This window comes from Desulfovibrio sp. MES5, from assembly GCF_002237645.1.
Lineage (GTDB): Bacteria > Desulfobacterota > Desulfovibrionia > Desulfovibrionales > Desulfovibrionaceae > Desulfovibrio.
Genome location: NZ_MJUZ01000011.1, coordinates 100,480 through 125,055, shown reverse-complemented (window position 1 = coordinate 125,055; position 24,576 = coordinate 100,480). Strand labels below are relative to the sequence as shown.

General features: G+C 57.1%; 16 protein-coding genes. 7 read left to right on the top strand and 9 right to left on the bottom strand.

Annotated elements, in window-relative coordinates; genetic code table 11:
• Positions 1-129: 129 nt before the first annotated feature.
• Positions 130-1,110 carry a D-glycerate dehydrogenase gene (locus BCS36_RS03925; RefSeq protein ID WP_291301607.1) on the top strand — a complete coding sequence of 327 codons (981 nt, stop codon included), beginning with the start codon at positions 130-132 and terminating at the stop codon, positions 1,108-1,110.
• Between the two features lie 230 nt (positions 1,111-1,340).
• On the opposite strand, the gene BCS36_RS03920 is transcribed toward BCS36_RS03925, so the two are convergent.
• The 5 genes from BCS36_RS03920 to BCS36_RS03900 all read right to left on the bottom strand — a co-directional run bounded on the left by BCS36_RS03920 (position 1,341) and on the right by BCS36_RS03900 (position 6,323).
• Positions 1,341-2,069 carry an amino acid ABC transporter ATP-binding protein gene (locus BCS36_RS03920; RefSeq protein WP_291301737.1) on the bottom strand — a complete coding sequence of 243 codons (729 nt, stop codon included), beginning with the start codon at positions 2,067-2,069 and terminating at the stop codon, positions 1,341-1,343.
• A 20-nt stretch (positions 2,070-2,089) separates the two neighbouring features.
• Positions 2,090-2,767 carry a glutamate/aspartate ABC transporter permease GltK gene (gene gltK / locus BCS36_RS03915; RefSeq protein WP_291301606.1) on the bottom strand — a complete coding sequence of 226 codons (678 nt, stop codon included), beginning with the start codon at positions 2,765-2,767 and terminating at the stop codon, positions 2,090-2,092.
• Positions 2,760-3,509, bottom strand: a complete 750-nt coding sequence (locus BCS36_RS03910) for an amino acid ABC transporter permease (protein WP_291301605.1) — start codon at positions 3,507-3,509, stop codon at positions 2,760-2,762. Before BCS36_RS03910 ends, gltK begins: the two co-directional genes overlap by 8 nt.
• A gap of 129 nt (positions 3,510-3,638) precedes the next feature.
• Positions 3,639-4,547 (bottom strand): glutamate/aspartate ABC transporter substrate-binding protein, encoded by a 909-nt coding sequence (locus tag BCS36_RS03905; RefSeq protein ID WP_291301604.1) that lies wholly within the window; start codon positions 4,545-4,547, stop codon positions 3,639-3,641.
• 546 nt (positions 4,548-5,093) lie between these two features.
• Positions 5,094-6,323 (bottom strand): hypothetical protein, encoded by a 1,230-nt coding sequence (locus tag BCS36_RS03900; protein ID WP_291301603.1) that lies wholly within the window; start codon positions 6,321-6,323, stop codon positions 5,094-5,096.
• Positions 6,324-6,518: 195 nt separating this feature from the next.
• On the opposite strand from BCS36_RS03900, the gene BCS36_RS03895 reads away from it, so the two are divergent.
• The 3 genes from BCS36_RS03895 (at position 6,519) to ybeY (ending at position 10,673) form a co-directional block, all read left to right on the top strand.
• Complete coding sequence (locus BCS36_RS03895) at positions 6,519-7,517, top strand: PhoH family protein (protein ID WP_291301602.1); 999 nt, start codon at positions 6,519-6,521, stop codon at positions 7,515-7,517.
• Complete coding sequence (locus BCS36_RS03890) at positions 7,483-10,149, top strand: HDIG domain-containing metalloprotein (RefSeq protein ID WP_291301601.1); 2,667 nt, start codon at positions 7,483-7,485, stop codon at positions 10,147-10,149. Before BCS36_RS03895 ends, BCS36_RS03890 begins: the two co-directional genes overlap by 35 nt.
• 125 nt (positions 10,150-10,274) lie before the next feature.
• Complete coding sequence (gene ybeY / locus BCS36_RS03885) at positions 10,275-10,673, top strand: rRNA maturation RNase YbeY (RefSeq protein WP_291301600.1); 399 nt, start codon at positions 10,275-10,277, stop codon at positions 10,671-10,673.
• 243 nt (positions 10,674-10,916) lie between these two features.
• Here the strand turns inward: ybeY and BCS36_RS03880 are convergent, their stop codons facing one another.
• Positions 10,917-12,014 (bottom strand): polynucleotide adenylyltransferase, encoded by a 1,098-nt coding sequence (locus tag BCS36_RS03880; protein WP_291301599.1) that lies wholly within the window; start codon positions 12,012-12,014, stop codon positions 10,917-10,919.
• Here BCS36_RS03880 and BCS36_RS03875 point away from each other — a divergent pair.
• From BCS36_RS03875 to BCS36_RS03865, 3 genes are all read left to right on the top strand, one after another.
• Positions 12,013-12,846, top strand: coding sequence for a biotin--acetyl-CoA-carboxylase ligase (locus BCS36_RS03875; RefSeq protein ID WP_291301598.1), 834 nt, complete (start codon positions 12,013-12,015; stop codon positions 12,844-12,846). The genes BCS36_RS03880 and BCS36_RS03875 overlap by 2 nt on opposite strands.
• Before the next feature lie 5 nt (positions 12,847-12,851).
• Positions 12,852-16,553 carry a pyruvate carboxylase gene (locus BCS36_RS03870; RefSeq protein ID WP_291301597.1) on the top strand — a complete coding sequence of 1,234 codons (3,702 nt, stop codon included), beginning with the start codon at positions 12,852-12,854 and terminating at the stop codon, positions 16,551-16,553.
• Between the two features lie 212 nt (positions 16,554-16,765).
• Positions 16,766-20,341, top strand: coding sequence for a PEP/pyruvate-binding domain-containing protein (locus BCS36_RS03865; RefSeq protein WP_291301596.1), 3,576 nt, complete (start codon positions 16,766-16,768; stop codon positions 20,339-20,341).
• 490 nt (positions 20,342-20,831) lie between these two features.
• Here BCS36_RS03865 and uvsE read toward each other — a convergent pair whose 3' ends face one another.
• The 3 genes from uvsE to groES are packed head-to-tail and all read right to left on the bottom strand — an operon-like array spanning position 20,832 to position 24,146.
• Positions 20,832-22,139 (bottom strand): UV DNA damage repair endonuclease UvsE, encoded by a 1,308-nt coding sequence (uvsE, locus tag BCS36_RS03860; RefSeq protein WP_291301595.1) that lies wholly within the window; start codon positions 22,137-22,139, stop codon positions 20,832-20,834.
• Positions 22,140-22,167: 28 nt separating this feature from the next.
• Positions 22,168-23,817 carry a chaperonin GroEL gene (groL, locus tag BCS36_RS03855; RefSeq protein WP_291301594.1) on the bottom strand — a complete coding sequence of 550 codons (1,650 nt, stop codon included), beginning with the start codon at positions 23,815-23,817 and terminating at the stop codon, positions 22,168-22,170.
• 41 nt (positions 23,818-23,858) lie between these two features.
• A complete protein-coding gene (gene groES / locus BCS36_RS03850) occupies positions 23,859-24,146 on the bottom strand; it encodes a co-chaperone GroES (protein ID WP_291301593.1) in 288 nt (95 codons plus the stop codon).
• Positions 24,147-24,576 lie beyond the last annotated feature (430 nt).

The following is a 24,576-nucleotide window of genomic DNA, read 5'->3' as shown; positions in this document are numbered from 1 at the left end:
CCTCCCCCACATATCCAGCCCTATTGCCGCGTACAGCGTTGGGTGAACGCCGACCTCCAAAATCTTGCATTTACTCTGAAAGCCGCCTAATACGGTAATCCATGCTCTTTTGCCATGAATGGAGAAATTATGACTCAACCTCGCGTATTTGTAACCCGTAGTGTATTGCCTGAAGCCCTGAATCTTCTGCGTTCACGTTGTCAGGTGGATGTGGGACCAACTGGGGGATTGTCCAAAGAAGCCCTGATTGATGCCGTGCGAGGGGTAGACGCTGTTATCGCCACATTGCAGCATCTTGACTCTGACGTTATGGAAGCCCTTGCCCCCACATGTAAAATCATTTCCAGCTATGGCGTCGGCTATGACCATATCCCGGTGGCAGAAGCCACGCGCCTTGGCATATGGGTGACGCACAATCCTGACTCCGTCACAACCGATACGGCTGATCTCGCCTGGGCGTTGATGCTTGGCGTGGCCCGCAGGCTGCGTGATGGGGATATGACTGTACGTAATGACGTGGCGCCTTGGGGCGTCACGATTCACATGGGCCTGCGGGTGAGCGGCAAGAACCTGGGCATTGTGGGCAGCGGGCGCATTGCCCTTGCTGTGGCAAAGCGCGCGCAGGGTTTCAACATGCGCCTCAGCTATACGGCCCGCCACAGAAATGAAGTATTTGAAGCAGCTACTGGCGCGCAGTACCTGAGCAAGGAAGAATTGCTGGCTTCTTCTGATTTTGTAAGCCTGCACATTCCCCTGACCGACGCAACGCGGCACTACATCAGTGCGCCGGAGCTGTCGCTCATGCGCCCCAACGCCATCTTGATCAATACCGCGCGCGGTCCGGTAGTGGACGAAGAAGCGCTGGTGGTCGCCCTGAAAGAGGGCCGCATTGCCGGAGCCGGGCTGGATGTTATTGAGCATGAACCGCATGCGCACCCGGAGTTGCGGACCATGAACAACGTGCTCATGACGCCGCACCGGGGGGTTGCCACCATCGACTCACATGTGGATATGGGCGAGTCCTCGGCGCGAAAAATATTTGACGCTCTGGACGGCAGGATGCCTCAAGACTGCCTGAATCCACAGGCGCGCAAGTCCAGCGTGGTTTAGCGCAGCTATACATTGAAAGACCAGGCTTTGTGGGGGGGCCTTTTATAAAAGGGTTTCCTCCCCTACGCCCCCCAAAAAAAATTACGGTGTTTTTGCGCTGCTCGAGAGTGCAGCGCGCCGCAACCAAATTACAAGAAGGCCGCCCCGTGAGGGGCGGCCTTCTTGTAATTGACAGTAATGCTTGAACTCATGACGCATTCCGTCATGAACGGGCTGCGCCGGTGCGAAAATCAGTGCGAGATGATGCTGGCCAGAAATTCTTTGGCGCGCTGGGTCTGCGGGCTGTCAAAGAACTGCTCCTTGGGCGTGTCCTCAAGAATAAGTCCTTCTTCCATAAAGAGCACCCTGTGCGCAACCTTGCGGGCAAAGCCCATTTCGTGCGTGACCACCATCATGGTCATGCCTTCATAGGCAAGCTCCACCATAACATCCAGAACTTCATTGATCATTTCCGGGTCAAGGGCGGAGGTGGGTTCGTCAAAAAGCATGGCCACGGGGTCCATGCACAGGGCGCGGGCAATGGCCACACGCTGCTGCTGGCCGCCTGAAAGCTGCGAGGGGTACTTTTCCGTATGCTGGTCAAGTCCCACCCGGCTCAGCAGGGCAAGCGCCTTTTCTCTGGCTTCTTCATGATTTCTTTTGAGCACTTTTTCCTGCGCGAGGACAAGATTGTGAATGATGTTCAGATGGGGAAAAAGCTCAAAGTGCTGAAAGACCATGCCCACGCGGCTGCGAAGCTCCGCAAGGTTGGTGCGTTTGTTGGTTACTTCAATGCCGTTGACGAATATCTGGCCGTTCTGCACGCGTTCAAGGCCGTTGACAGTCTTGATAAGCGTTGATTTGCCCGACCCGGAAGGCCCGCATACCACCACCACCTCGCCCTTGTGGATGCTGGTGGTGCATTCGCGCAGCACATTAAAATCACCGTACCACTTGGATACGTTGTTCAGAACAATCATTGCTTCTTCGGTAGGGGTGTTCATAGCTTGAGTCTCTTTTTTACCACGGTTACGGCCAGGGAAACGCAGAAGCAGACCACGAAGTAGCCAGCGCCCGCAAAGAGCACCATTTCTATTTCATAGCCGGTGGTCTTGCCAATGTTGGTGGCGGTGCGGAAAAAATCTGCAAGGCCTATGATGTATACGAGGGCCGTATCCTGAAACAGAATCACGCCCTGGGTCAGCAGCAGGGGCGTCATAACGCGAAAAGCCTGCGGCAGGATGACATAGATGAGAGTCTGCGACTTGGTCATGCCAAGGGCAAGAGCCGCATAGTTTTGCCCTCTGGACACGCTGTTCATGCCCGCGCGAATGATTTCAGCGTAATAGGCGGCCTCAAACGCGGTAAAGGCAACCATGGCCGAAACAAGGCGTATGTCCGTCAAGGGCGAAAGATGGAGAAATTTGGTCAGAAATTGTGGCACAATAAGGTAGAACCACAACAGAACCATAACCAGCGGTACCGAGCGGAAGCAGTTGACATACGCCGCCGAAAGCCAGCGCAGGGGGGCATAAATAGATATGCGCGCCACCGCCAGAAGGGTGCCAATCACCATGCCAAGCACAATGGACGTCAGCGTTATCTTGAGCGTGACCATAGCGCCCTGACCCAGCAGGGGCAGGCTCTGCTCAATGATGCTCCAGTCAAAATCAAACATTTTTGCCTCCCATGCCTGTGGAGGGCAGCCGCATTTTCTTTTCAAGCATCCTCATGAGACGCATGACGATAAAGTTCAGAAATACATAGGCCAGGGTGACGGCAATAAAGGATTCATAGGCAAAGCCCGAAAATTCCAGCAGGCGGTTTGCCTGCGACGTGAGCTCCACCAGTCCGATTGTGGAGGCCACAGCCGTGTTCTTGACCATATTGAGCATTTCTGAGGTCAATGGGGGTATGATAATGCGGTAGGCATTGGGAAGCAGCACGTGAAAGTAGGTCTGGGGCAGGGTAAGGCCCAGGGCCAGGGCCGCGTAGCGCTGCCCGCGCGAAAGAGCCAGAATGCCCGACCGTACCTGTTCACAGACGCGGGCGCCTGTAAACAGCCCGAGCGCACAGGTGGAAAGAATGAAAAACTGCGCGTTGGGGTTCAGTTCGGATTTAAACCAGACGCTGAGGTCGCGCGGCAGAAGGTCGGGCGCCGCCAGATACCAGATGAAAAACTGAACGATCAGGGGGATGTTGCGAAAAATGGCAACGTACGTGGCGCCCACGCTCCGAAGAACCTTGCTGGGCAATGTACGTAATATACCAAAAAAAGAGCCTGTAATGAAGGCTACAATCCAGGCACAGATAAAAAGAGCCGCGGTAGTGAGAAAACCGTCAATCAACCAGTTAAGGTAGGTGACGTTTCCGAACGGCGCTTGTTCAAAGAAAATGCCCCAGTTCCAGTTAGCCTGCATCAGAAAGTTCCATCCATAAAGATAAAGCGTGATTCATTATGCCTTGTGGCGTAAGGCAAGTCTGATAGCGGAGCGCCAGCGAGATGTACGGCTGGCGCTCCGCATTGCAAACCAAGATTCAAACAAAGATTAATTCAGGGCTTTGTCGTTGGGGGCCTTGAACAGGTTCTTCATTTCGTCGGACATGTCAAAGTTCATGTTCATGCCCTTGGGGGGGATGGGCTGTTTGAACCAGCGTTCGTAAGACTTTTCAGCCTCGCCGCTCAGCTGCAGTTCGGCAATGGTGCCGTCCACCAGCTTCTTGAAGGGGGCGTCGCCCTTGCGAACCATGCAGCCGTAGGCTTCAAAGCTCTGGGGGGTGCCCACGATGACCCAGTCGGCAGGCTTTTTGGCCTTGGCGCGTTCGCCAGCCAGCAGGGCGTCGTCAATAAAGAAGGCTACGGCGCGGCCGGATTCCACAGTGCGGAAGGCATCGCCATGGTCTTTAACGCTGATGACGTTGACGCCGAGCTTCTTTTCGTCGTTCATCTTGTTCAGCAGCATTTCTGAAGTGGTCCCGGCGGTGACGGCCACATTTTTGCCCTTGAGGTCGTCAAAATCTTTGATGCCGGAGTTTTTATGCGTAAGCAGACGGGTGCCGACGATAAAAAACGTGTTGGAAAAATCCACCTGCTGCTGACGATCAAGATTGTTGGTGGTTGAACCACACTCAAAGTCGTAGGTGCCGTTTTGAAGCAGGGGAATGCGGTTTTGCGAGGTAATGGGCACAAAACGCACTTTCAGGTCGGGCATGTTGAGCTGCTTTTTCACAGCGTCAACAATCTTGTTGGAGTAGTCTTGCGCATAGCCGATGACGTTCTGCTGCAAGTCATAGTACGAAAAAGGTACGGAGGATTCGCGATGCCCTACAACGATTACGCCGGTTTCCTTGATTTTTTTCAGGGTGCCGGTCAGTTCTTCCGCCTGGGCAACTGAATGGGCGGCGGTAAGCAGCATCAGGCTTGCCAGCGCGGACAAAAGGATTTTTTTCAGGGTCATGGTTTCCTCCTAAAAAGGTGCATTGCAGGGAGCAAACTTTGGATTTGTTCGATAAACGTCCCCAAAATCCCTTGCGGGAAAAGTTGTGGTCCTTAACCAATGTAAACCGTCAGCATCGGCGCGTGGCCGAAAACTGGCGGAAATTACCAATAGATAGGGCTGCCGGTTTACATGGCCGAGCGTTGAGGGTTTTCCAAAAAAGGAAAGACGTCCGCTGACGGCAGCGCGCCTATGGCAGGCACTGTCGGCATGGCCTCATTGCTTGACGGCTTGTTTGGGGGGTCGCAGGCTGCCGCCCATGAAGATCATCGGTTATTTAACATGAAATCGGTGTTATCGCCCCTTATAACCTAGTTAGTTTTATAAATAATGAACTTCTTGTCAACAAGTTATGGAATTGAGAGGCAAAACGGGCCGTAATTATCCAGTAAAGCGCAAGAAAACCAGAATGCTCATGAGGTGCGACAGCGTGCATCATGCCATAAAAAAGCGCCAGGTTTTTTGCCTGGCGCTGCTGCCTGAAAGACTGGCAGGGGCGCTTTTTGGTCACACGCTGAGATTGAGACCTGCAAGAACGCTCATACTGCCGTTTGAATAGCTGCCGAAATATGAGCTTGAGCTATCCGACCCTGACCACCAGGCGGCCATGGACTCCACCTCTATGCGTTTGCGCATTTCTGACGGCGCTATCTGCATGGCCTTACGCGCGTCATCAAGGCCGGAAAGTGCCTCGATCTGCTGATATTGTTTGACCAGGGTAGGGTTGTCGTCAAAAAACTGCTGTATCTTTGCCTTGTCTGCGCTGTCGCTGACGACGGTGACGCTGCCGTCGGTATTGACCTGAAGGGTGAATTTTACGTTGGCGTCCACGCCAAGACTGCTCAGGCCGCTGTACAGGGTCTGCCCCAGGCTGCTTTTGTTGAGCACTTCCTGGGCGTCTGTGAGATCGCTGTTATTGACCGTGACCTGAACGTTGCCCGTTGTGCCAAGCCTGAGGCTCACGGCAGAAGAATCCACATTCTGTGTTTTCAGTTGGGCCGTAAGTTTTTGAGCCAGAGCTGGATTTTTTTCAAGCCATTCATTGATTGCGTCGGCCTGCTCGCTTTCACCGCTGACCTCAAGATGTCCGTCGGCATTAAGCGTAAAATTCATGGGCGTGGACAGGTCGACGCCCATTTCGTTCAAGGCGGCACGCAGTTTCGTGCTCAGGTCGCTGCTTGAATCAAGGGCGGTCTGTATGGCGTTCTGCGCGGTGTTGACCACGCTGAGCTTGCCCGTGCTGCTTACCTTCATGCTCACAGAGGTGCTGGCGTCAAGACCGGCGGTGGTGAGTGCGGCGCGCAGGTCCTTGCCGAGGCTGGGATTGGCGTCAAGCCATGCCTGGGCTGCTTTCTGGTCGGCGGCGTTGGAGCTTGAGGCGGTCATTTTGCCGTCAGCATCCAGCGAGAAGGTGATGTCTTGAAGATTGCTGATCCCGATATTGGAAAGACCGCTCTTGACGCTGTCGTTAAAGCTTGAAAGCAGCTGCTCGCGATATTTGGTGATCTGGCTGAACGTCACGCGGCTGTTGTCGGAAAGTCCCATGGCTTCCATGGCGTACTTGGTCAGCTCAACCATGCTGGAAAGCTGGCTTGTCATGGAATTGCTGGAGCTTAAGAGGGTGCTGAGGCTATTGGAAGAACTGCTGGAGGTGCTGCTGGTTCCCGTGCTTTTCAACTGCTGCCCCTGCCATTGCAGCGTGGCCGTAGTATAGCTGTTGATGCTGGATATGCTCATGGTTCCTCCCGGCAATAATTGCCTAAAAATATCTGTCCACATTTATGCAAAATATGAACCATGCTGAGCATCCATAACGCCCGGCCCTCCAACAAAGCGGTGCGGGCAACTGCGGGAAGAACTTGCCGTAAAGGATGATGGAGCGTATCCCTTGCAATGATGGACAGCCCACATAAAATAGGCTAGAGAGCGAGCATGGCAGTACGATCTTCCATGAATGAAACCGTTGAATTTGACGATTCAGCCCTGGCAAATCAGCTATTTGGGCCCCACAATGCGCATCTCGATCTGCTGGCGGTCGCCAGCGGGGCGCGCATCACAAGTCGTGGGGCCCGTATTCTGATCGAATCGACAGACGCGGATGTTCGTCAGGTTTTGTGCAATGTTTTTGTGCAGCTGTATGAATTGCTGCGGGGTGGGCTTGTTCTGAGCCAGCAGGACTATACGCGCGCGTATGAGATGCTCAGCGCAGACCCTGGGCTGAACCTTTCGCAGATTTTCCGCGATGCGGTTTTTGTGAATACGCCCCGCAAAACGGTCACAGCCCGCAATGTGGCCCAGCGCACCTACCTTGATCTCTTACGGCGTCATGAGCTGGTTTTTGCCGTTGGCCCGGCTGGCACGGGCAAAACCTATCTGGCTGTGGCCATGGCCCTGTCCATGTTTCAGCAGCACAAGGTCAAACGTATTGTGCTTACCCGTCCGGCGGTGGAAGCGGGGGAACGTCTGGGTTTTCTGCCCGGAGATCTGGCGGAAAAAGTCAATCCCTACCTGCGGCCTCTCTATGACGCTCTGCACGATATGATGCCCCAGCCCAAGGTAGCTTCCATGATGGAGGTTGGCTCCATTGAAGTGGCCCCCCTCGCCTTTATGCGGGGGCGTACGCTCAATGACGCCTTCATAATTTTGGACGAAGCCCAGAACACCACTCGGGAACAGATGAAAATGTTTCTCACGCGCATGGGTTTTGGCTCGCGGATGGTCGTCACCGGCGATATTACGCAGATTGATCTGCCTATGCAGCCTGGGGGCCAGCGTCCGCGTTCAGGGCTCATTCATGCGCTGAATATTCTTCCTGATGTGCCTGGCTTGGCCGTACACCGCTTCAGCAAAGCCGACGTTGTGCGCCATCCTTTGGTGGGAGCCATTGTAAACGCTTATGATAACGCAGAAAAAGACGGCACGGCCAGCTAGCTTCCTGGCGCTCATCCATGCGTTGAGGGCGCGGCATCACTGCGGTTGGGGGCTGGCGGCCCTCATCATTACTTTTTTTGCCCTGTCGCTTCTGGTCGGGGCCAATTTTGAAGTGGTGCCCAGAATCTATGTGGCCGGGCAGGTGGCGGACTCGGATGTTATCGCCGACCGCGACATTCTGGTGGAAGATACGCAGGCCACCAAGGCGCGCCGTAAGCAGGTGCTGTTTTTGCAGCCCCCTGTGTATGACCTGAGCCTGGAACCCTATGTGGCTTTTCAAAACCGCATTGTGGAGATTTTGCGCAGCCTGAATAACGGGGTGGACTATAAAGCCCATGAAGGCCCTCTGCAGCGCCTTGCCGATGAACTGACCCCGCCCGTGGCCGATGAAGTGCTGCCTGAACTGTCGCATCCAGAGGTTCAGTCCTATCTGCTGAAAACACTGCTGCCCAGCATCCGCGAACACATGGCCGAAGGGCTTGTGGGCGACATACGCTCTGCCAGGGTCGGGCGCAGCGGCGTCATCATCCGCAATCTTGATAATAATACGGAAATCCTGCGCCCCGAAGTGACCAGCCTGCCCGACGTGCAATCGTTTTTGGCCGAGGTTTCTTCCATTGTCCGGCAGGTTCCCTCCCTAAACGCGCAGTCACGCCGGGCCATCAATATTCTGCTTTCCGCCACCGTGCCCGCCTCGCTCACGCTTAACCGCGAAGCCACGCAAAAGCGCGGCAACGCCGTCATGAGCATGGTGGAGCCGGTATACTATCAGATTCTCAAGGGCGAAATCTTAATACGCAAGGGTGAGCGTGTCAGTCGCGAACAGCAGATAAAACTGCAAACCCTGTATAAATCCGCGTCTGACCCCATGCATTGGGGCACGGCAATGGGAGCCTTTTTGTGTTCCCTGGTCCTGAGCGTCGGTTTTTTTGTCGCGCCAAGCGGCAAGCCCGGAACACCGCTGCGCTGTAAGGATATGCTGCTGATTTCGCTGCTGCTTCTGCTTTTTGGCGCAGGGGCGAAGATTGTCTATGTGCTGGGCCTGCGCATGGACAGCGTGACTTTTCTCAATACCCTTGGTCTGGGCTTTCCCGTGGCGGGCGCCGTGGGGCTTGTGGCCATGGTTTTTGCGGCCCGGCGCTACTGCACCATGGGGCTTTTGCTGTCGTTCTTCACCATGCTCATGTTTCAGGAAGATTTTTACTTCTTTCTGTTCCAGTTTCTTGGGGGCATGCTGGCCACATGGCTTGTGACCAACGCCCAGAGCCGTCAGGATGTGGTGTGGAGCATTGTGCCCCTGACCATTGGCCAGTCGCTCATCTGGTTCGGCACGGCCCTGCTGTCGCAGACGGCCCCGGCCGAACTGCCTGTGCAGCTTGCCGCAGTGGCCATCAACAGCCTGCTGTCGCTCATTCTGCTTTTTGCCGTCAGCCCGGTGCTGGAACTGAGCTTCGGCTACAGTACGCGCTTCCGCCTGATGGAGCTCATGAGCCTCGAACAGCCGCTCATGCAGGAACTTATGGTGACGGTGCCCGGCACCTATCACCATTCGCTGGTGGTATCCAACATGGTGGAAGCCGGGGCCAAGGCCATCGGCGCCAACAGCCTGCTGTGCAAGGTGGCCGCGCTCTATCATGACGTGGGCAAGCTGTCCTATCCCGAGTATTTCATCGAAAACCAGTTTGGCGGCCCCAACAAGCACGACAAGCTCGCGCCGTCCATGAGCGCGCTTATTCTGCTGTCCCATGTCAAAAAAGGCACGGAACTGGCCGAACGCTACAAACTTGGTCAAGACATTGTAGATATCATCAGCCAGCACCACGGCACGCGCATCATCCGCTATTTCTACCAGAAAGCCCTCAATATGGGCGAAAAGCCCAGAGAGTCCGATTACAGCTACCTGGGACCGAGGCCGCAGACAAAGGAAGCCGCCATTCTCATGCTGGCCGACTCGGTGGAGGCTTCAAGCCGCACGCTTACCGACCCCACCCCGGCGCGCATCAAGAGCCATATTGACGCCATCATCAAGGGGATTTTCTCCGAAGGGCAGTTGGACGAGTCCGAGCTGACGTTCAAGGATCTGCATTATCTCAGCGAGAACTTCCAGCGCATCCTCACGGGTATTTTTCACCAGCGCATTGCCTATCCCGACGCCAAAATACGTGACGTTGCCAACAAGGTTGGGGGCAAGGTCGATGGCAAGCCTGATGGAAAATCTGATGGCAAGCCCAATGGCAAGCCTGAAGCCCGGCCGGAAGGCAAGGGCGAGGCCCGGCAGGAGCCCAAGGGCGAAGCCGGAGGGGCTGCTTCCCCCACTGCGACTATGCCGGTTCTTCCTTATGTTCCTGTTGTCACGCCCTATCCCGCGTCGCAGGGCGGAGCGAAGAATGGCGGCACGGAAAGTGTGAAATCTGAAAAGACGCCCACTGCGCCCACCAATGGCAACGGTTCGGGCCTTTCCGCCGCTGGCGCTCAAGCGGGCCAGCGTAGGCCGTCAGATCAGACAGAACAGCCGGGCCAGACAGGGCAGCCGAGCCAGGTCAGCCAGTCGGATCGGACCAGTCAGCCAGGGCAGTCAGGCCAGCAAGGGCAGGGTGCGCCGCAAAAGCCTTCGGGCAATGGCGCGCGGTGACGTCGTTTTCCTCATCCCTGGCGCGCGCAAAAGGGGACGGACGGGTTCGCATCTTTTGTCATTACCCTCAGGGTGCTGCCTTCACGCCGCTCCACTGGCGTCAGATGAAAACAGCTCTTGAGGCCATGCTTGAAGTGCTTCCGGATGCGGCCCCGCCTGCCTCCGAAGAATTTCAGGTTCCGGCGGAAGTTGAGCTTTTTTTGCTGGACGATGCCGCCATTGCGGATGCCAACGCCAGACATCTCGGCTGCTCGGGCCCCACCAATATTCTTTCCTTTCCCGGCGGGGCGGACGCTCCCGGAGTTCTACTTCTTTCACTGGACACACTGCGCAGGGAGTGCCTGCTGTACGGGCAGGACCCGGCTGAGCATGCCGTGCGGCTTCTGGCCCACGGCATGGGGCATTTGTGCGGATTGGACCATGGCCCGGACATGGACGCTCTTTGTGAACGCTACATGGACGCGGGCTGCGCTGCTTTGTGCGGTGAACGTGGAGCGGAGCCTGCTTGCGCCGCGTCTTTGTGATGTGAGCGGCGACGGGCGGCGCTTGCCGGTGAAGACGCAAGCTCAGTTGTTTGCCAGGGGAACGTCCTTGCGGCTGTGTTGTGACCTTGGCGAGGGGATACCCCCACCACTGATCGCGCTCGAGCAGTTTACGAATGAAATGAGTTCACTGCTCTGCAAGGATTTTCAGGAAAATCCTTGCCACGAAATGCAAGCAGGCAGGCTTTTGCCTGCCGCACGCAAGCATTTCAAGTGTTAAATGCTCTAAAGTTTTGCCAGTGCCTGGCAATGCAGGTCCCGCAGCTTTCGGGCAGAAATTTCCCCTTTGTCGCGCCACGCATCGGGCAGACGCAAATCAAGAAGCACAGCCAGATGCGCAAGAGCCACAGCGCTGACAGGGCTGCCGCTGTCCGCATCCACCAGCCGCCAGAACTGTTGGTCAAGGCCTGACGCATGCACCCGCCAGAGCAGGTCGCGGCGGGTTCCGGGCCGAAGCATTGAATACATGCCGCCTTTCATGTGCTCCGCCGCCGCAAGCATACCGGCCTTGGCAAAGCGGGCTGGCAGGCGCAGGCGATGCGCCATGTCGGCACTCAGGGCAATGCCGCGTTTTTCATGGCCATAGTGATGCGGCAGCAGGGCAGGGTCGGTCTGGATTTTTCCCAAATCATGGCAAAGGGCCATCCAGGCCGTCAATGCGTCGCCAGCAACCGTGTCCATAATGCGCAGGCTGTGGCCGAGAACCGAATTGTTGTGCCACTGCCTGGGGCCTGCGGGAATCCGGCTTGCTTCGTCCAGTTCCGTGAGCCATGGCCGCAGGGCGTGCCCCTGGGCCAGCACGCGAAAAAAGCGGGCGGGAGCCGGGGCTCCCAGAGCCTTGACAATTTCGCGGCCCACACGTTCGGCGGGCAAAGCGGCGAGTTCCGCTGCCGAAAGGGCGCGCATCTGCTCAAAGGCGCTTCTGTCGATGCTCCAGTCAGGCCAGGCGGCTGCAAAGCGCGCCAGGCGGAAGATTCGTGTGGGGTCATTGGCAAAAGAAGTGGGGGAGGCAGGACGCAGAATCCGCCGCTGCAGGTCGTGAAGAGCCTGCGGGTGCGAATACAGTCTTCCTGCGCTGTCCAGCGCCAGGGCATTGACCGTGAGGTCGCGCGCCATGAAATCGTTTTCTGGGCTGTTGCCGCGCAGGGGCATACATTCCCGTCCGCGCCACAGACAAACGTGTACGCTTTTGCCAACACGCCGGGCATCAGGATGGAGATCCAGAAAATCTGCCACAGTGCCGCTAAAGGCGAAATCCAGTTCCGTGGGCGTCCGGCCCACCAGCATGTCGCGCACCGCGCCGCCAACGAGGTAAAGTTCCATGGTCGCAGTATGTCACAGTCATCCACATGAGGGAAGCGAGGGGACCTCTTCAACGCCGGATTCGCGTTCGCCCGCCATCTGGCGTTTTGGACATCTGGCCTCATGTCTTGATACCGCCATGCATATGGCCGCCAGTGGCCTGCTTGCGCCGTGGGACAGCGTGCAGTGCGCGGCCCAGAGCGCCGGGCGTGGTCAATTGCGGCGCTTCTGGCATTCGCCGCCGGGCAATATCTATGTGGCCATGCGGATGCCGGTGACCCCGCCTTTTGACGGTTCCGCAGCGGCCCCGGCCACAGCGTCTTTACTGGCAAAAGCCTTGCGGAGCGAGGGCTGGCCTGTGCAGCTCAAGTGGCCCAATGATATTGTTATTGAGGATATTGACGGGCAGCCCAAAAAACTGGCGGGCATCCTGCTTGAAGAGCGCGGCGGCATACTGCTGGCGGGTATGGGCATCAACGTGGATTTTTCCCCGCCAGCTACGCAGTTGCGGGCAGACGCCGCCATGGAGGCCACCTGTCTTCGTGAAGTGTTGGGGCATATGGAGGGGGGGTATATTTCTACAGCGGAAGTCATATGGCAACGGCTTGTAATGCGCATGCATTCAGCATATATTAACTCCCACTCATTTTCCGGGCAGTGGAAAAAGCGCGCCGACAGTCTTTTGCTGTGGCGTGGAAAAGATGTGGAGCTGCGCGACGATGGGCGCATTGTGCGCGGCTGGTTGACGGGTTTGGGCCCGGCAGGCGGCCTTTGTCTTAACCAAAACGGACGGCTTGAGGAATTTTTTAGCGGAAGCCTTCTGCTAACCGGCAGAGCAGCAGTAAAGGGTTAAAAGGCATGGGCAACAAGACATTCGCGGAAGTGCAAGAGTTTTTGAAGGGTAAGGTTATACTTGTCGCCAACCGGGGTATCCCGGGCAGGCGCATTTGCCGCTCCATCCGGGAACGGTTCGACGCCGTGGCAGCCATGACCGCCACTGATGTGGACAAAACCGCTCCGGCGGCCTCCACCGCGCAGGAACTGGTCCTACTAGGAGCGGAGCCGCGCGCCTATCTGGACATTGACGGAGTCATCGCCAAAGCCAAGCAACGCGGCGTCGTCGGCATCCATCCCGGATGGGGATTCGCCTCTGAAGACACGCGCTTTCCCGCGCGCTGCAAAGAAGCGGGCATTACCTTTATCGGCGCCACCGCCGAGGCCATGAACTTGCTCGGCAACAAGGTTCAGGCGCGGGAAGTCGCTCGAAAGCTAGGCATCCCGGTGGTTCCCGGTTCGGACGGCGCAGTTGATGTGCCCACTGCCAAAAAGCTCATCAGCGAGATGGGGCTGCCCATTATGCTCAAGGCTGAAGGCGGCGGCGGCGGTCGAGGTATTTTCGCCATTCACAATGAAGCCGAGCTAGAGGACGCCTTTTTCAAGGCTTCCACCATGGCGCAGGCTTCTTTTGGCAATCCGCGCCTGTTTGTGGAAAAATTTCTCGCTGACGTGCGGCACATTGAAATCCAGGTCATTGCCGACATGTACGGCAATGTCTTTGCCTTTGATGAACGCGACTGTACCGTGCAGCGCAATCACCAGAAACTCATTGAGATAACCCCTTCGCCCTGGCCGGGCCTCTCACGCAACCTGCGCGAAAGACTCAAGGACTATTCGCGCCGTCTGGTGCGCGCGGTGGGCTATCACAGCCTGGCAACTGTGGAATTTCTGGTCACGCCCGAAGGCACGCCCTACCTTATCGAGGTCAATACCCGGCTTCAGGTGGAGCACGGCATCACTGAGTGCCGCTACGGCATCGACCTCGTTGAAGAGCAGATCGCCGTGGCCTTTGGCGCGGAACTGCGCTACCGCGAAGAAAATCTGCGTCCCTCGTACTGCGCCATGCAGGTGCGCATCAACTGTGAGAACCCGCAGGACAACTTTGCCCCCAACTCCGGCCTTATTTCGCGCTATGTGTCGCCCGGCGGCCCCGGCGTCCGGCTGGACTCCAACATCAGCGCCGGGTACGAGTTCCCAGCCAACTACGACTCGGCGGGCGCTCTGCTCATTTCCTATGCTCATGACTGGGAAAAGACCCTTGGCATCATGGAGCGCGCGCTCAGTGAATATGTCATCGGCGGCATCAAGACCACCATTCCTTTCTACCGCCAGGTCATAAAGAATCCCCTGTTCCGCCAGGGCAACATCAACACCAACTTTATCGCCGACCATCCGGAGCTCATGGTCTACACCGACCTTGCTCCCGAGGGCGAGCGCCTGTCCAAGCTGGTGGCCGAAATCTCCGCCAAGGGCTACAATCCCTACGTGCAGCTTGGCGAATACCGCTCGGACACCACGCCCTGTCTTGGACCCTTTGAACCGGTAATGCCCGCCATCACTTCGGCGCAGCGGCGGCAGCCTTCGCCCTATCCGCAGGGCGACCGTCTGGCTACCCTGGATTATATCCGTGATTCCGGAAAGGTGCACTTTACCGACACCACGCCGCGCGACTTCACCCAGTCCAACTCCGGCAACCGTTTTCGTCTTGCCGAAGACAGGCTTATTGGCCCGTATCTGGACAACGTGGGGTACTTCTCCATAGAAAACGGCGGCGGCGCGCACTTCCACGTGGCCATGCTGGCCAATATGACGTACCCCTTCACCGAGGCGAAGGAGTGGAACCGCTTTGCCCCCAAGACCATGAAGCAGCTTCTGGTGCGTTCCACCAACGTGCTCGGGTATACGCCGCAGCCCCGCAACCTCATGCTCAAGACCGGCGAAATGATCTGCGATCACTACCAGATCATCCGCTGTTTTGACTTTTTGAACCATGTTGAGAACATGCGTCCCATGGCTGAAGTGGTTCTCAGCCGCAAGGACGTCATTTTCCAGCCCGCCATCTCCATGTCCTGGGCCAAGGGTTTTGACGTGCAGCATTATCTTGGCGTCACGGACGCCATGATGCGCATGGTTGGCAGCGTCATGGGCGTGGACCCCAAGGAAGCTTCGCGGCAGATCATTCTGGGCCTCAAGGACATGGCCGGGGTGTGCCCCCCGCGCTTCATGACTGAACTCGTCACGGCCATACGCAAAGCCTGGCCTGAACTTGTGCTGCACTATCACCGCCATTACACCGACGGCCTTTTCGTGCCCGCCTGCGGCGCGGCGGCCAAAGCCGGAGCCCACATTGTCGATGTGGGCCTGGGTTCAGCCGTGCGTTCGTACGGTCAGGGCGACGTGCTGGCCACCATGGCCTACATTGAAGATGAACTTGGCCTCAAGTGCCATTTGGACAAGAGCGCCATCCGTGACGCCAACTTTGTCTGCAAGCAGATCATGCCCTACTATGACCGCTACTGCGCGCCGTACTTCCAGGGCATAGACTATGACGTCACCCTGCATGGCATGCCCGGCGGGGCCACCTCTTCCTCGCAGGAAGGGGCCATGAAGCAGGGCTACATTCACCTGTTGCCCTACATGCTCAAGTTCCTTGAGAGCACGCGCCAGATCGTGCGGTATCATGACGTCACCCCCGGTTCGCAGATCACCTGGAACACGGCATTTCTGGCCGTGACCGGCGCCTGGAAGCGCGGCGGCGAAGACGAGGTGCGCTACCTGCTTCAGGTGCTTGCCGAAGTGACGCGCACGCCGGAAGAGGATTTGTCGCAGGAAATGCGCAAGGCCCGTCTGCACATCTACCGTGACTGCAACGACGCCTTCCGCAATCTTCTGCTTGGCAAGTTCGGCAAGCTGCCCCTGGGCTTCCCCGCAGACTGGGTATACATGAGCGCTTTCGGCGCTGAGTGGAAAAACGCCATTGCCAGCCGTACCGAGACTTCGCCTCTGGAATCGCTGACGGATATAAATCTGTCTGCGGAAGAAAAGGCCTGCGCCGACATTCTCAAGCGCAAGCCCAATGATGAAGAGTTTGTGCTCTACCTCAATCATCCGGCGGACGCCCTCAAGACCATACAGTTCAAGGCCAAGTTCGGCGATCCCAACAACCTGCCCCTGCATGTGTGGTTCGAAGGGCTGAAGGTCGGCCAGGACCTGTACTTCAACGACAGCAGCGGCAAGCCGCATCATCTGCAGTTGTTGAGCATATCCTCGCCCAATGAGGCCGGGATATCCATCTGCCGTTATGTGCTGGATTCTGAATTCATGAGTAACGAGGTGCAGGTGCGCCAGCCCGTGGGGACTGCCGCCAAGGGCGCTCTTATGGCTGATCCTTCCAACCCGTACCATGTGGCCGCGCCTAGCAACGGCGACCTCTGGGTCATGTATGTGCACCCTGGCGACGTGGTCAGGGCTGGCGAGGAACTGTTCAACGTGTCCATCATGAAGCAGGAAAAAGCCGTGCTCGCCCCTGTGGACGGCATGGTCAAACGTGTACTGAAAACCGCTGACTTCAAAGAAAGCAAGCAGATGGTTTCTGTGCGCGAGGGCGAACTCATTGTGGAGCTTGGCCCTGTGCCGCGCGTATGCGCCAATGAAGCCTGCGGTCAGCCCATTCCCATGGAAAACATCACCTTCTGCCCCTATTGTGGTTCAAAGGTCAGCTAGGTGACACGACATTGACGCTTTTTGGCTTCCGGAGGGTTGTCTTCCGGAAGCCAAATCCGCTAATGCCGGCAACCCCGATGTGCCGGCTCATCAGTAATTCTGCCATAACAGCCGATGGCCTCCTGTCATGCGGTAATTTGTAGACAGTTTGCTGATGCCGATATACAATTTCCTAGGTTGCAATGCTTCTGTTTCCCAAACCGGAGGAAGACATGGGTAAGAGTACCGCCGCCAAACCTGCGCAGAACAAGGCCAAGGGGCATACCCCTGAAGCCGTTCAGAAAAAACTGGTGCTTACGGGCGCCGACATTGTGCAGCTTGGACCCGAAGCGGAATTGCTTGTTGGTGGTAAAAACTATAACACGGCGTTAATCAGCCAGATTGAGGGCATTCAGGCGCCTTATTTCCGCGCCATATCCTCTCTGGCCTTTCACCAGCTTCTGGATGAAACCAAGGTGAACGGGCGCGTGGTACGCAGTGTTGTGGACCGTGAATACGGACGCATTGACTGGAACGATCCCGAAATTAACCAGGATCCGGACTTTCTGCAAAAATTTGTGCGCCAGCTCGGCAAACAGATTCATCAGGCCGCCAAGGCCGAAGGCGAGCAGTCGCACACCAAACTGCGTACCTTTATCAATAATATTGTTGAAGGCTTTGCCACCTCTCCCGAGGGCATTGACCAGTTGCGCAAGCGTTCGGTCATCGTTCAGGCGGCCATTCTCTCCGTGGAGGTCCCCGCCGATGTCAGTGAGGCCGTGCGCGGGGCTTACCGCGAGATCTGCCAGGACAACTCCGACGACATGACCCCTGTGGCCGTGCGTTCTTCAGCCGCTGGCGAAGATTCGCGCAAAAAAGCTTTTGCCGGCCTTCAGGACACCTATCTGAACATGGTGGGTGAAGACAAGGTTGTTGAAGCGTACCACTGGGACTGTGCATCAGCCTACAACCTGCGCTCCATGACCTATCGCCGCGAGGCTATCCTGGACGCGCTGGCCAAGGCTGAGGAAACCGGCGACGAGTCCATTGCCGAAACCGCCAAGAAAGAATGGGCCATCGAGCATACCTCACTTTCTGTGTGCATGATGCAGATGATCAACCCCGTCATTTCCGGTACGGCGTTTTCCGCTGATACGGCCACCGGCTGCCGCGGCACCAACCGCAGGGATCTCGTGAGCATTGACGCCAGCTATGGCCTCGGCGAGGCTGTGGTGGGCGGCAAGGTTACGCCCGACAAACTTTATGTCTTCCAGCGCGACGACGGCGGCGAGGTTGTCATCCGTCAGATGGGCTGCAAGGACATGAAGATCGTTTATGACGAAAGGGGCGGCACCAAGGAAGTGGAAGTCCCCGAGCTTGAGGCGTTGCGCTGGGCGCTTTCGCTCAGTCAGGCAGAACGTGTAGCCCAGGGCGTGCGCGCCGTAAGCAAGGCTTACGACGGCATGATTATGGACACCGAATTCTGCATTGACGCCAACGACAAGCTCTGGTTCGTGCAGGCGCGGCCTGAAACCCGCTGGAATGAAGACCTGGAAATGCACCCCACGACCATCTTCATGCGTCGTCGCGAGGTTGATCCCAAGGCCGCCGCTGATGCCGAAGTGCTGGTTGAAGGCAACGGGGCTTCACGCGGTGCGGGTCAGGGCACGGTGCGCTTTTTGCGTTCAGCCCTTGAACTGAACAAGATATCCAAGGGCGACGTGCTTGCCGCCGAGCGCACCGACCCGGACATGGTGCCGGGCATGCGCGTGGCCTCCGCCATTATGGCCGATGTGGGCGGCGACACAAGCCATGCCGCCATCACTTCGCGTGAGCTCGGCATTGCCGCCGTTATCGGTATTCAGCGTCTTGACGTGCTGCGCGCTCTGGACGGCGCGGAGGTTACTGTTGACGGCACGCGCGGGCGCGTGTACCGCGGCCTGCTGCCGCTGCACGAGGTTGGCGGCGAAATGGACGTGGCCAAGCTGCCTGCCACCAAGACCAAGGTAGGCCTTGTGCTTGCCGACGTGGGGCAGGCGCTCTTTCTTTCCCGCCTGCGCAACTTTGACCAGTTTGAAGTGGGTCTGTTGCGCGCGGAATTCATGCTGGGCAACATCAGCATTCACCCGCAAGCTCTGGAAGCCTTTGACAAGGGCGAGCTTGAAGGGGTGGTGCACGCCAAGCTGAAGGAGCTGGAAGACCGCCTCTCAAAGGTGCTGCGCGAGCAGATGTCCGCCGGGCTCATTGTCTTTAATCTCAACCTGCGCGAACACGTGGGCGAGATCACGGGCCTTGCCGCTGAACTGGCTGCTCTGGCCGACACCAGCAAAAACCTCAATGCCGAAGATGTGCTGTTGCAGCACCGTAAAATGCGCGAGCTGGATCACAAGATTGACCAGCATATGGAGATGGCCTCACGCCGTATCGAAGTGCTCAAGACTTCGCCCGATCTGGCTGACCATGTGCGCATTATTATGGGCTATGACGACGAGCTTGCCCTGCAAAATAGCAACGACCCCGAATCCGGCAAGCGTATTGCCGAAATTGAGGCCAGCGTTGAAGCCCATGTGAAGCGCATCAAGGACCTGCCGGGCGTGACGCGCCTTATGGCCAACATAGCCCATCTGCGTGAAGAGGTGGGCCTGCGCTCCGGCCTCAAGAAAGAAATGGACGACGTGCGCAACCTGCCGGAAAAAATCCACAGCATGATCAAGGCGCGTGGCTTCCGTACCGGCAAGGAGCATTATGTGCAAACCCTTGCCCAGAACCTGGCGCTCTTTGCCATGGCCTTCTACGGCAAGCCCATCACCTACCGCACGACGGACTTCAAGAGCAACGAATACCGCAACCTGCTTGGGGGCAACCTCTTCGAGCATTTTGAAGACAACCCCATGCTCGGGTATCGTGGCGTTTCGCGTAACATCCATGACTGGGAAATTGAGGCCTTCAAACTGGCGCGGGGCGTATACGGCGGCTCCAATCTGCGAATGATGCTGCCCTTTGTGCGTACCCTTGAAGAAGCCCGCTCCATGCGCAGCTACCTTGAACAGGTGCATAAGCTCAAGAGCGGCCAGGACGGCCTCAAGATTATCCTCATGTCCGAGTTGCCCTCCAACGCCATTCTGGCCAAGCAGTTCATTTCGGAGTTTGACGGGTTCTCCATCGGCTCCAATGACATGACCCAGATGGTGCTGGCTACTGACCGCGATAATGCGCGCCTTGCGCACATTTATGATGAAGAGGATCCCGCCGTTGTCTGGGCCATTCTGGTGAGCATCTTCACCGGTCTCAAATATGGCAAGAAGGTGGGCTTCTGCGGTCAGGGCGTGTCCAACAGCCTTATCCTTCGCGGTCTGGTGGCCATTGCGGGCATTACGTCCGCCTCGGTGGTGCCCGACACCTATTACCAGACCGTGTTCGACATCGCCGCTGTGGAAGGGGAGAATATCCCCACCTCTGATCTCGGCAAGTGGCTCTGCCAGCAGCACCACCAGCGTCTGGCGGGGCTTATGGAAAAGGCCGGTTACGGACATATCCTCAAGAAATACAAGAATCCGCAGGATATTCAGGAATGGTACGAAGGGGAGTTGCAGCGCCGTCACGAGCAGTTCCGCGAGCATCTTGACACTCCCAAGGAAGACTTCTATCGGTCGGAGCTGCAAAGCTTCCGTTCCACCTTCCACAAGCCTGTGATCTATGCCACATGGAACTGGGATGATACCGTGCTGGACGCCCTGCACCATGCGGGCTTCCAGAACTTTGAGGAACAGGCCCAGGCCCTTGCGGCAGCCCGTTCCATACAGGAATAACACCAAAGAACCTTACAGGCTCTAGAGCCTGACAGTAAAACGGCCCGAAACCATATTGGTTTCGGGCCGTTTTAGCGGTTTTTGCCCGGATGCGGCAAAGGACTTCGGGCCACCTGGTGCGGCTGTTTTTTTCGCAACGGCAGGCATTGAGAACTTTACTGTGAATGAACTATGCGTGACATGACACTGAGCGGCGATGAAGGCGTATGAGCGCATTACCGCGCATTTTTTTGCGGTGGCAAGCACTTCCAGGTGGTTGTGCCACATACGTTGAGAACCCGCATTCACACAGGGAAGGACAGATAAACTTTGAGATGGTGAGATGCCAGGAAGGTGCTGCCTTTTCCAGCCAGACGGCTTTGACATGCTTGGCTTTCAACGGTGTCAGACAGCAGAAAATGCGATTTTCGGCTGAATCCAGGCAATGTTGCGGCGCGCTGCACTCTCGTGCAGCATCAGAGCATTTTACGTTTTGCAAAGGTAAGATGCTCTAATTCAGATAAAAATAGAGGCTGTGCAACAGGTACTCTTCGCCCTTGCTCGTCGCCAAGGCCAGGATTTTACGCTTGATGCGGGGCAAAGGCGCAAGATCGACGCCAAGAAGTTCAAGATCTTTGAGCATGCGGGTTGATTCGCTGGGCGTCGCTTTTTTGCTTACATAGCCCCAGACGTGTTCAGCGGCGTTTCTGGCCTTGCCTGGTTCAAGGTCGCAGGCAAGGGCTTCTTCAAGCAGCGCGTAAAACGCTTCCGCTGCCGGGCGCTCGCTTTTGAGCAACTGGCGGATGGCGGAATACGCGCTGGGGCTGCGCTCCAGCACAAGATACTTGTAGCGCGCCCATTCTTCCGTAAGGTTTTTACGTGGCAGGTCTGGCTGCGTCAGGTTTGCGCATTTGATGGCCGAAAGGTTTTTGTCCTTAACCTCCAGCATGACATCAAGCTCGCGCTCTTCGAGCAGGCTGTGCATCTGCATAAAAGGGCGCATGGCGATGGTGAGGGAGTGCATGCCCGCTTTGCTGTCCGTCAGCTGCTGCGAATAATGGATTTTCTGGCGTCCGCTGCGGGCGTTCCAGGTGGCCCCTGCGCGGTCAAGCCAGTACCGCAGGTCGCCATGCAGGGGCGGGTTCAATTCGTGATGGAAAATGTCAAAAATGGCAGGTAGTTCGAAGTCATGGCAGACTGCCAGAACATCTTCAATGGTGTAGATGCGCTCGTCATTTTCCAGGGCCAGACGTTGCAGGATACCATCGGGCAAGGCAGCAAGATTGGCGCGCAGCCTTTGCAGCGCGGAGGCCTTGTCGCCATAGCCCCCGCCAAGATGCAGGATTATGCGGCACTCCGGGCCAGCTTGCAGGGCGTCGAGAAAGGCCGCGTGGTAGGCAAGATCGGCCACGGCTTTGCGCACTACATCCTGACGTGGAGAGTTGAGCACCGTGTACTGGCCTGGGTGCATGGAAAGGCGCACGCCACTCTGGCGCGCAAGGGCGGCCAGGTTTTCAAGTTCAAGCCGTAATTCGGCCTGCCAATCGAAGTGCACCGCTTCATGCGAGGCCAGCGGAATAATATCTGAACTGATGCGCATGAGTGCAAGGGACTGACTGCGGCAATAGCGCAGCATGGCTTCCAGCGCGCCCAGATTGTTGCGGCTGACGGCCAGGAGGTTGTCGCGGCTTGCACGCGCCAGGGCAAGACTGCTTTGTGCCGCTCCAGGCAGGCCAATGGTTTTGCAGGCAAAGCCGTAGCGGATCATAAAAAACACCTCGGTGAAAAAAAGCCCCCGCTTGCGCGGGGGCTTTGTCATTCTACAAATCGGGAAGCGCCGGGCTGGCTTAGTACATGCCGCCCATGCCGCCCATGCCACCCATGCCGCCCATGTCAGGCATGGCAGCATCTTTCTTGGGTTCGGGCTTTTCGGCAATGGCGCACTCGGTGGTCAGCAGCAGGGAAGCCACGGAGGCGGCGTTCTGCAGAGCCGTACGGGTGACCTTTTTGGGGTCGATAACGCCAGCCTTGATGAGGTCTTCGTAGTCGCCGGTGGCGGCGTTGAAACCGAAGCCGTCCTTGCCTTCACGCACCCTTTCGACCACGATGGAGCCTTCAAAGCCGGCATTGTGGGCGATCTGGCGCAGGGGCTCTTCAATGGCGCGGCGGATGATGTTCACGCCAGCCAGTTCGTCGTCGTCAGCGGGCTTGATGTCGCAAAGGATCTTGGCCACGCGGATGAGCGCGGTACCGCCGCCAGGCACAATGCCTTCTTCCACGGCAGCGCGGGTGGCATTGAGGGCGTCTTCAACGCGGTCTTTCTTTTCCTTCATTTCCACTTCAGTGGCAGCGCCCACATGCACCACGGCCACGCCGCCCACCAGCTTGGCAAGGCGTTCCTGCAGCTTTTCGCGGTCATAGTCAGAGGTGCTGTCTTCGATCTGGGCGCGGATCTGCTTCACGCGGGCCTTGATGTCTTCGCTCTTGCCAGCGCCGTCGACAACGGTGGTGTTTTCCTTGTCGATGACGATGCGCTTGGCGGTGCCAAGTTCGGCCAGGCTCATGTTTTCAAGCTTGGAGCCAGTGTCGTCGGAAGCCACCTGGCCGCCGGTCAGCACGGCGATATCCTGAAGCATGGCCTTGCGGCGGTCGCCGAAGCCAGGAGCCTTAACGGCAACAACCTGGAGGGCGCCACGCAGCTTGTTGACCACCAGGGTGGCCAGGGCTTCGCCTTCCACGTCTTCAGCGATGATCATGAGCGGACGGTTCACCTTGGCAACCTGCTCAAGCACGGGCAGCATGTCTTTCATGCTGGAGATTTTCTTTTCCGTGCACAGGATGTAAGGATTGTCCATTTCGCAGACCATCTTTTCGGGATTGGTCACGAAGTAGGGAGAAAGGTAGCCGCGGTCAAAGCGCATGCCTTCCACCACATCCATGGTGGTTTCGAGGCCCTTGGCTTCTTCAACCGTGATGACGCCTTCCTTGCCCACTTTGGACATGGCTTCGGCAATGATGTTGCCGATGGTGGTGTCGGAGTTGGCAGAAATGGTGCCGATCTGGGCGATTTCTTTCTGGTCGCGGGTGGGCTTGGCAAGATTGGCCAGTTCGGCGATCAGGCCTTCAACAGCCTTGTCGATGCCGCGTTTGATGGCCATGGGGTTGCGGCCAGCGGCCACAAGCTTGATGCCTTCGCGGTAAATGGCCTGAGCCAGAATGGTGGCGGTGGTGGTACCGTCGCCAGCGGCATCGGAAGTTTTGGAGGCCACTTCCTTGACGAGTTGAGCGCCCATGTTTTCAAACTTGTCGGACAGTTCGATTTCCTTGGCAACCGTCACGCCGTCCTTGGTGATGACGGGAGCGCCAAACGACTTTTCAATGACCACGTTGCGGCCTTTGGGGCCAAGGGTGACCTTGACGGCATTGGCAAGCTTATCAACGCCACGGGAAAGTTTTTCACGGGCTTTCACATCAAAAAAAATTTCTTTAGCAGACATTGGGACATTTCCTCCTAGTGGTAATGCGGCAAAGGTGGGAGTTAGTCGATGATGGCGAGAATGTCTTCTTCGCGCATGACCAGATGGTCAACGCCGTCAAGCTTCACTTCAGTACCGGCGTACTTGTTGAACAGCACTTCATCGCCAGCCTTGACGGCCAGAGGGGTGCGCTCGCCATTATCCCCTACCTTGCCGGGACCCACTGCCACAACCTGACCCTTGGACGGCTTTTCTTTAGCCGTGTCGGGGATGTACAGGCCACCGGCGGTCTTTTCTTCGGATTCAAGGCGTTTGACCAGAACACGGTCGTTGAGGGGTTTCAGCTTCATGACGTCAGATCCTCCCGGAAATGTTATTATCGTCCCTCAGGGACACAGCTGTGGACGCAAAATAGCGTACACGCTGGAAATATTGCGCGTAACAGGCCATGTTGAACAGTCTGTCCAATCCGGCCCCGCACCGGCATAGAAATAAGACATGCTGGCGGGTTGAAAAGGGGGGTGTGTGGAATTTTTTTGAAATTTTTTTTAACCATGTAAAATAACAATAAATTACATAGTTAAAAAAAGAATCCGCACATCCGCTATTTCCGGCATCCGGCCCTTGCGGCAACCCGGCAAACCGGGACGCCGGACAGCGAATGATCTTCGCGGGCTGTTACGTCTCGGCACCATACGTTATTGGGCGGCAATGTAAAGCCCCGCGCAACACGAGGGTGCTGGCCGGAATCTGCTGGCCGCCGCCGCTGGCGGCGGGCCT

Bases quoted from the DNA above. Each gene is read 5' to 3' on its own strand.
- BCS36_RS03925 (WP_291301607.1), top strand. From the start codon at position 130: ATGACTCAACCTCGCGTATTTGTAACCCGTAGTGTATTGCCTGAAGCC.
- BCS36_RS03920 (WP_291301737.1), bottom strand. From the start codon at position 2,069: ATGATTGTTCTGAACAACGTATCCAAGTGGTACGGTGATTTTAATGTG.
- gltK (WP_291301606.1), bottom strand. From the start codon at position 2,767: ATGTTTGATTTTGACTGGAGCATCATTGAGCAGAGCCTGCCCCTGCTG.
- BCS36_RS03910 (WP_291301605.1), bottom strand. From the start codon at position 3,509: ATGCAGGCTAACTGGAACTGGGGCATTTTCTTTGAACAAGCGCCGTTC.
- BCS36_RS03905 (WP_291301604.1), bottom strand. From the start codon at position 4,547: ATGACCCTGAAAAAAATCCTTTTGTCCGCGCTGGCAAGCCTGATGCTG.
- BCS36_RS03900 (WP_291301603.1), bottom strand. From the start codon at position 6,323: ATGAGCATATCCAGCATCAACAGCTATACTACGGCCACGCTGCAATGG.
- BCS36_RS03895 (WP_291301602.1), top strand. From the start codon at position 6,519: ATGGCAGTACGATCTTCCATGAATGAAACCGTTGAATTTGACGATTCA.
- BCS36_RS03890 (WP_291301601.1), top strand. From the start codon at position 7,483: ATGATAACGCAGAAAAAGACGGCACGGCCAGCTAGCTTCCTGGCGCTC.
- ybeY (WP_291301600.1), top strand. From the start codon at position 10,275: ATGCTTGAAGTGCTTCCGGATGCGGCCCCGCCTGCCTCCGAAGAATTT.
- BCS36_RS03875 (WP_291301598.1), top strand. From the start codon at position 12,013: ATGGTCGCAGTATGTCACAGTCATCCACATGAGGGAAGCGAGGGGACC.
- BCS36_RS03880 (WP_291301599.1), bottom strand. From the start codon at position 12,014: ATGGAACTTTACCTCGTTGGCGGCGCGGTGCGCGACATGCTGGTGGGC.
- BCS36_RS03870 (WP_291301597.1), top strand. From the start codon at position 12,852: ATGGGCAACAAGACATTCGCGGAAGTGCAAGAGTTTTTGAAGGGTAAG.
- BCS36_RS03865 (WP_291301596.1), top strand. From the start codon at position 16,766: ATGGGTAAGAGTACCGCCGCCAAACCTGCGCAGAACAAGGCCAAGGGG.
- uvsE (WP_291301595.1), bottom strand. From the start codon at position 22,139: ATGACAAAGCCCCCGCGCAAGCGGGGGCTTTTTTTCACCGAGGTGTTT.
- groL (WP_291301594.1), bottom strand. From the start codon at position 23,817: ATGTCTGCTAAAGAAATTTTTTTTGATGTGAAAGCCCGTGAAAAACTT.
- groES (WP_291301593.1), bottom strand. From the start codon at position 24,146: ATGAAGCTGAAACCCCTCAACGACCGTGTTCTGGTCAAACGCCTTGAA.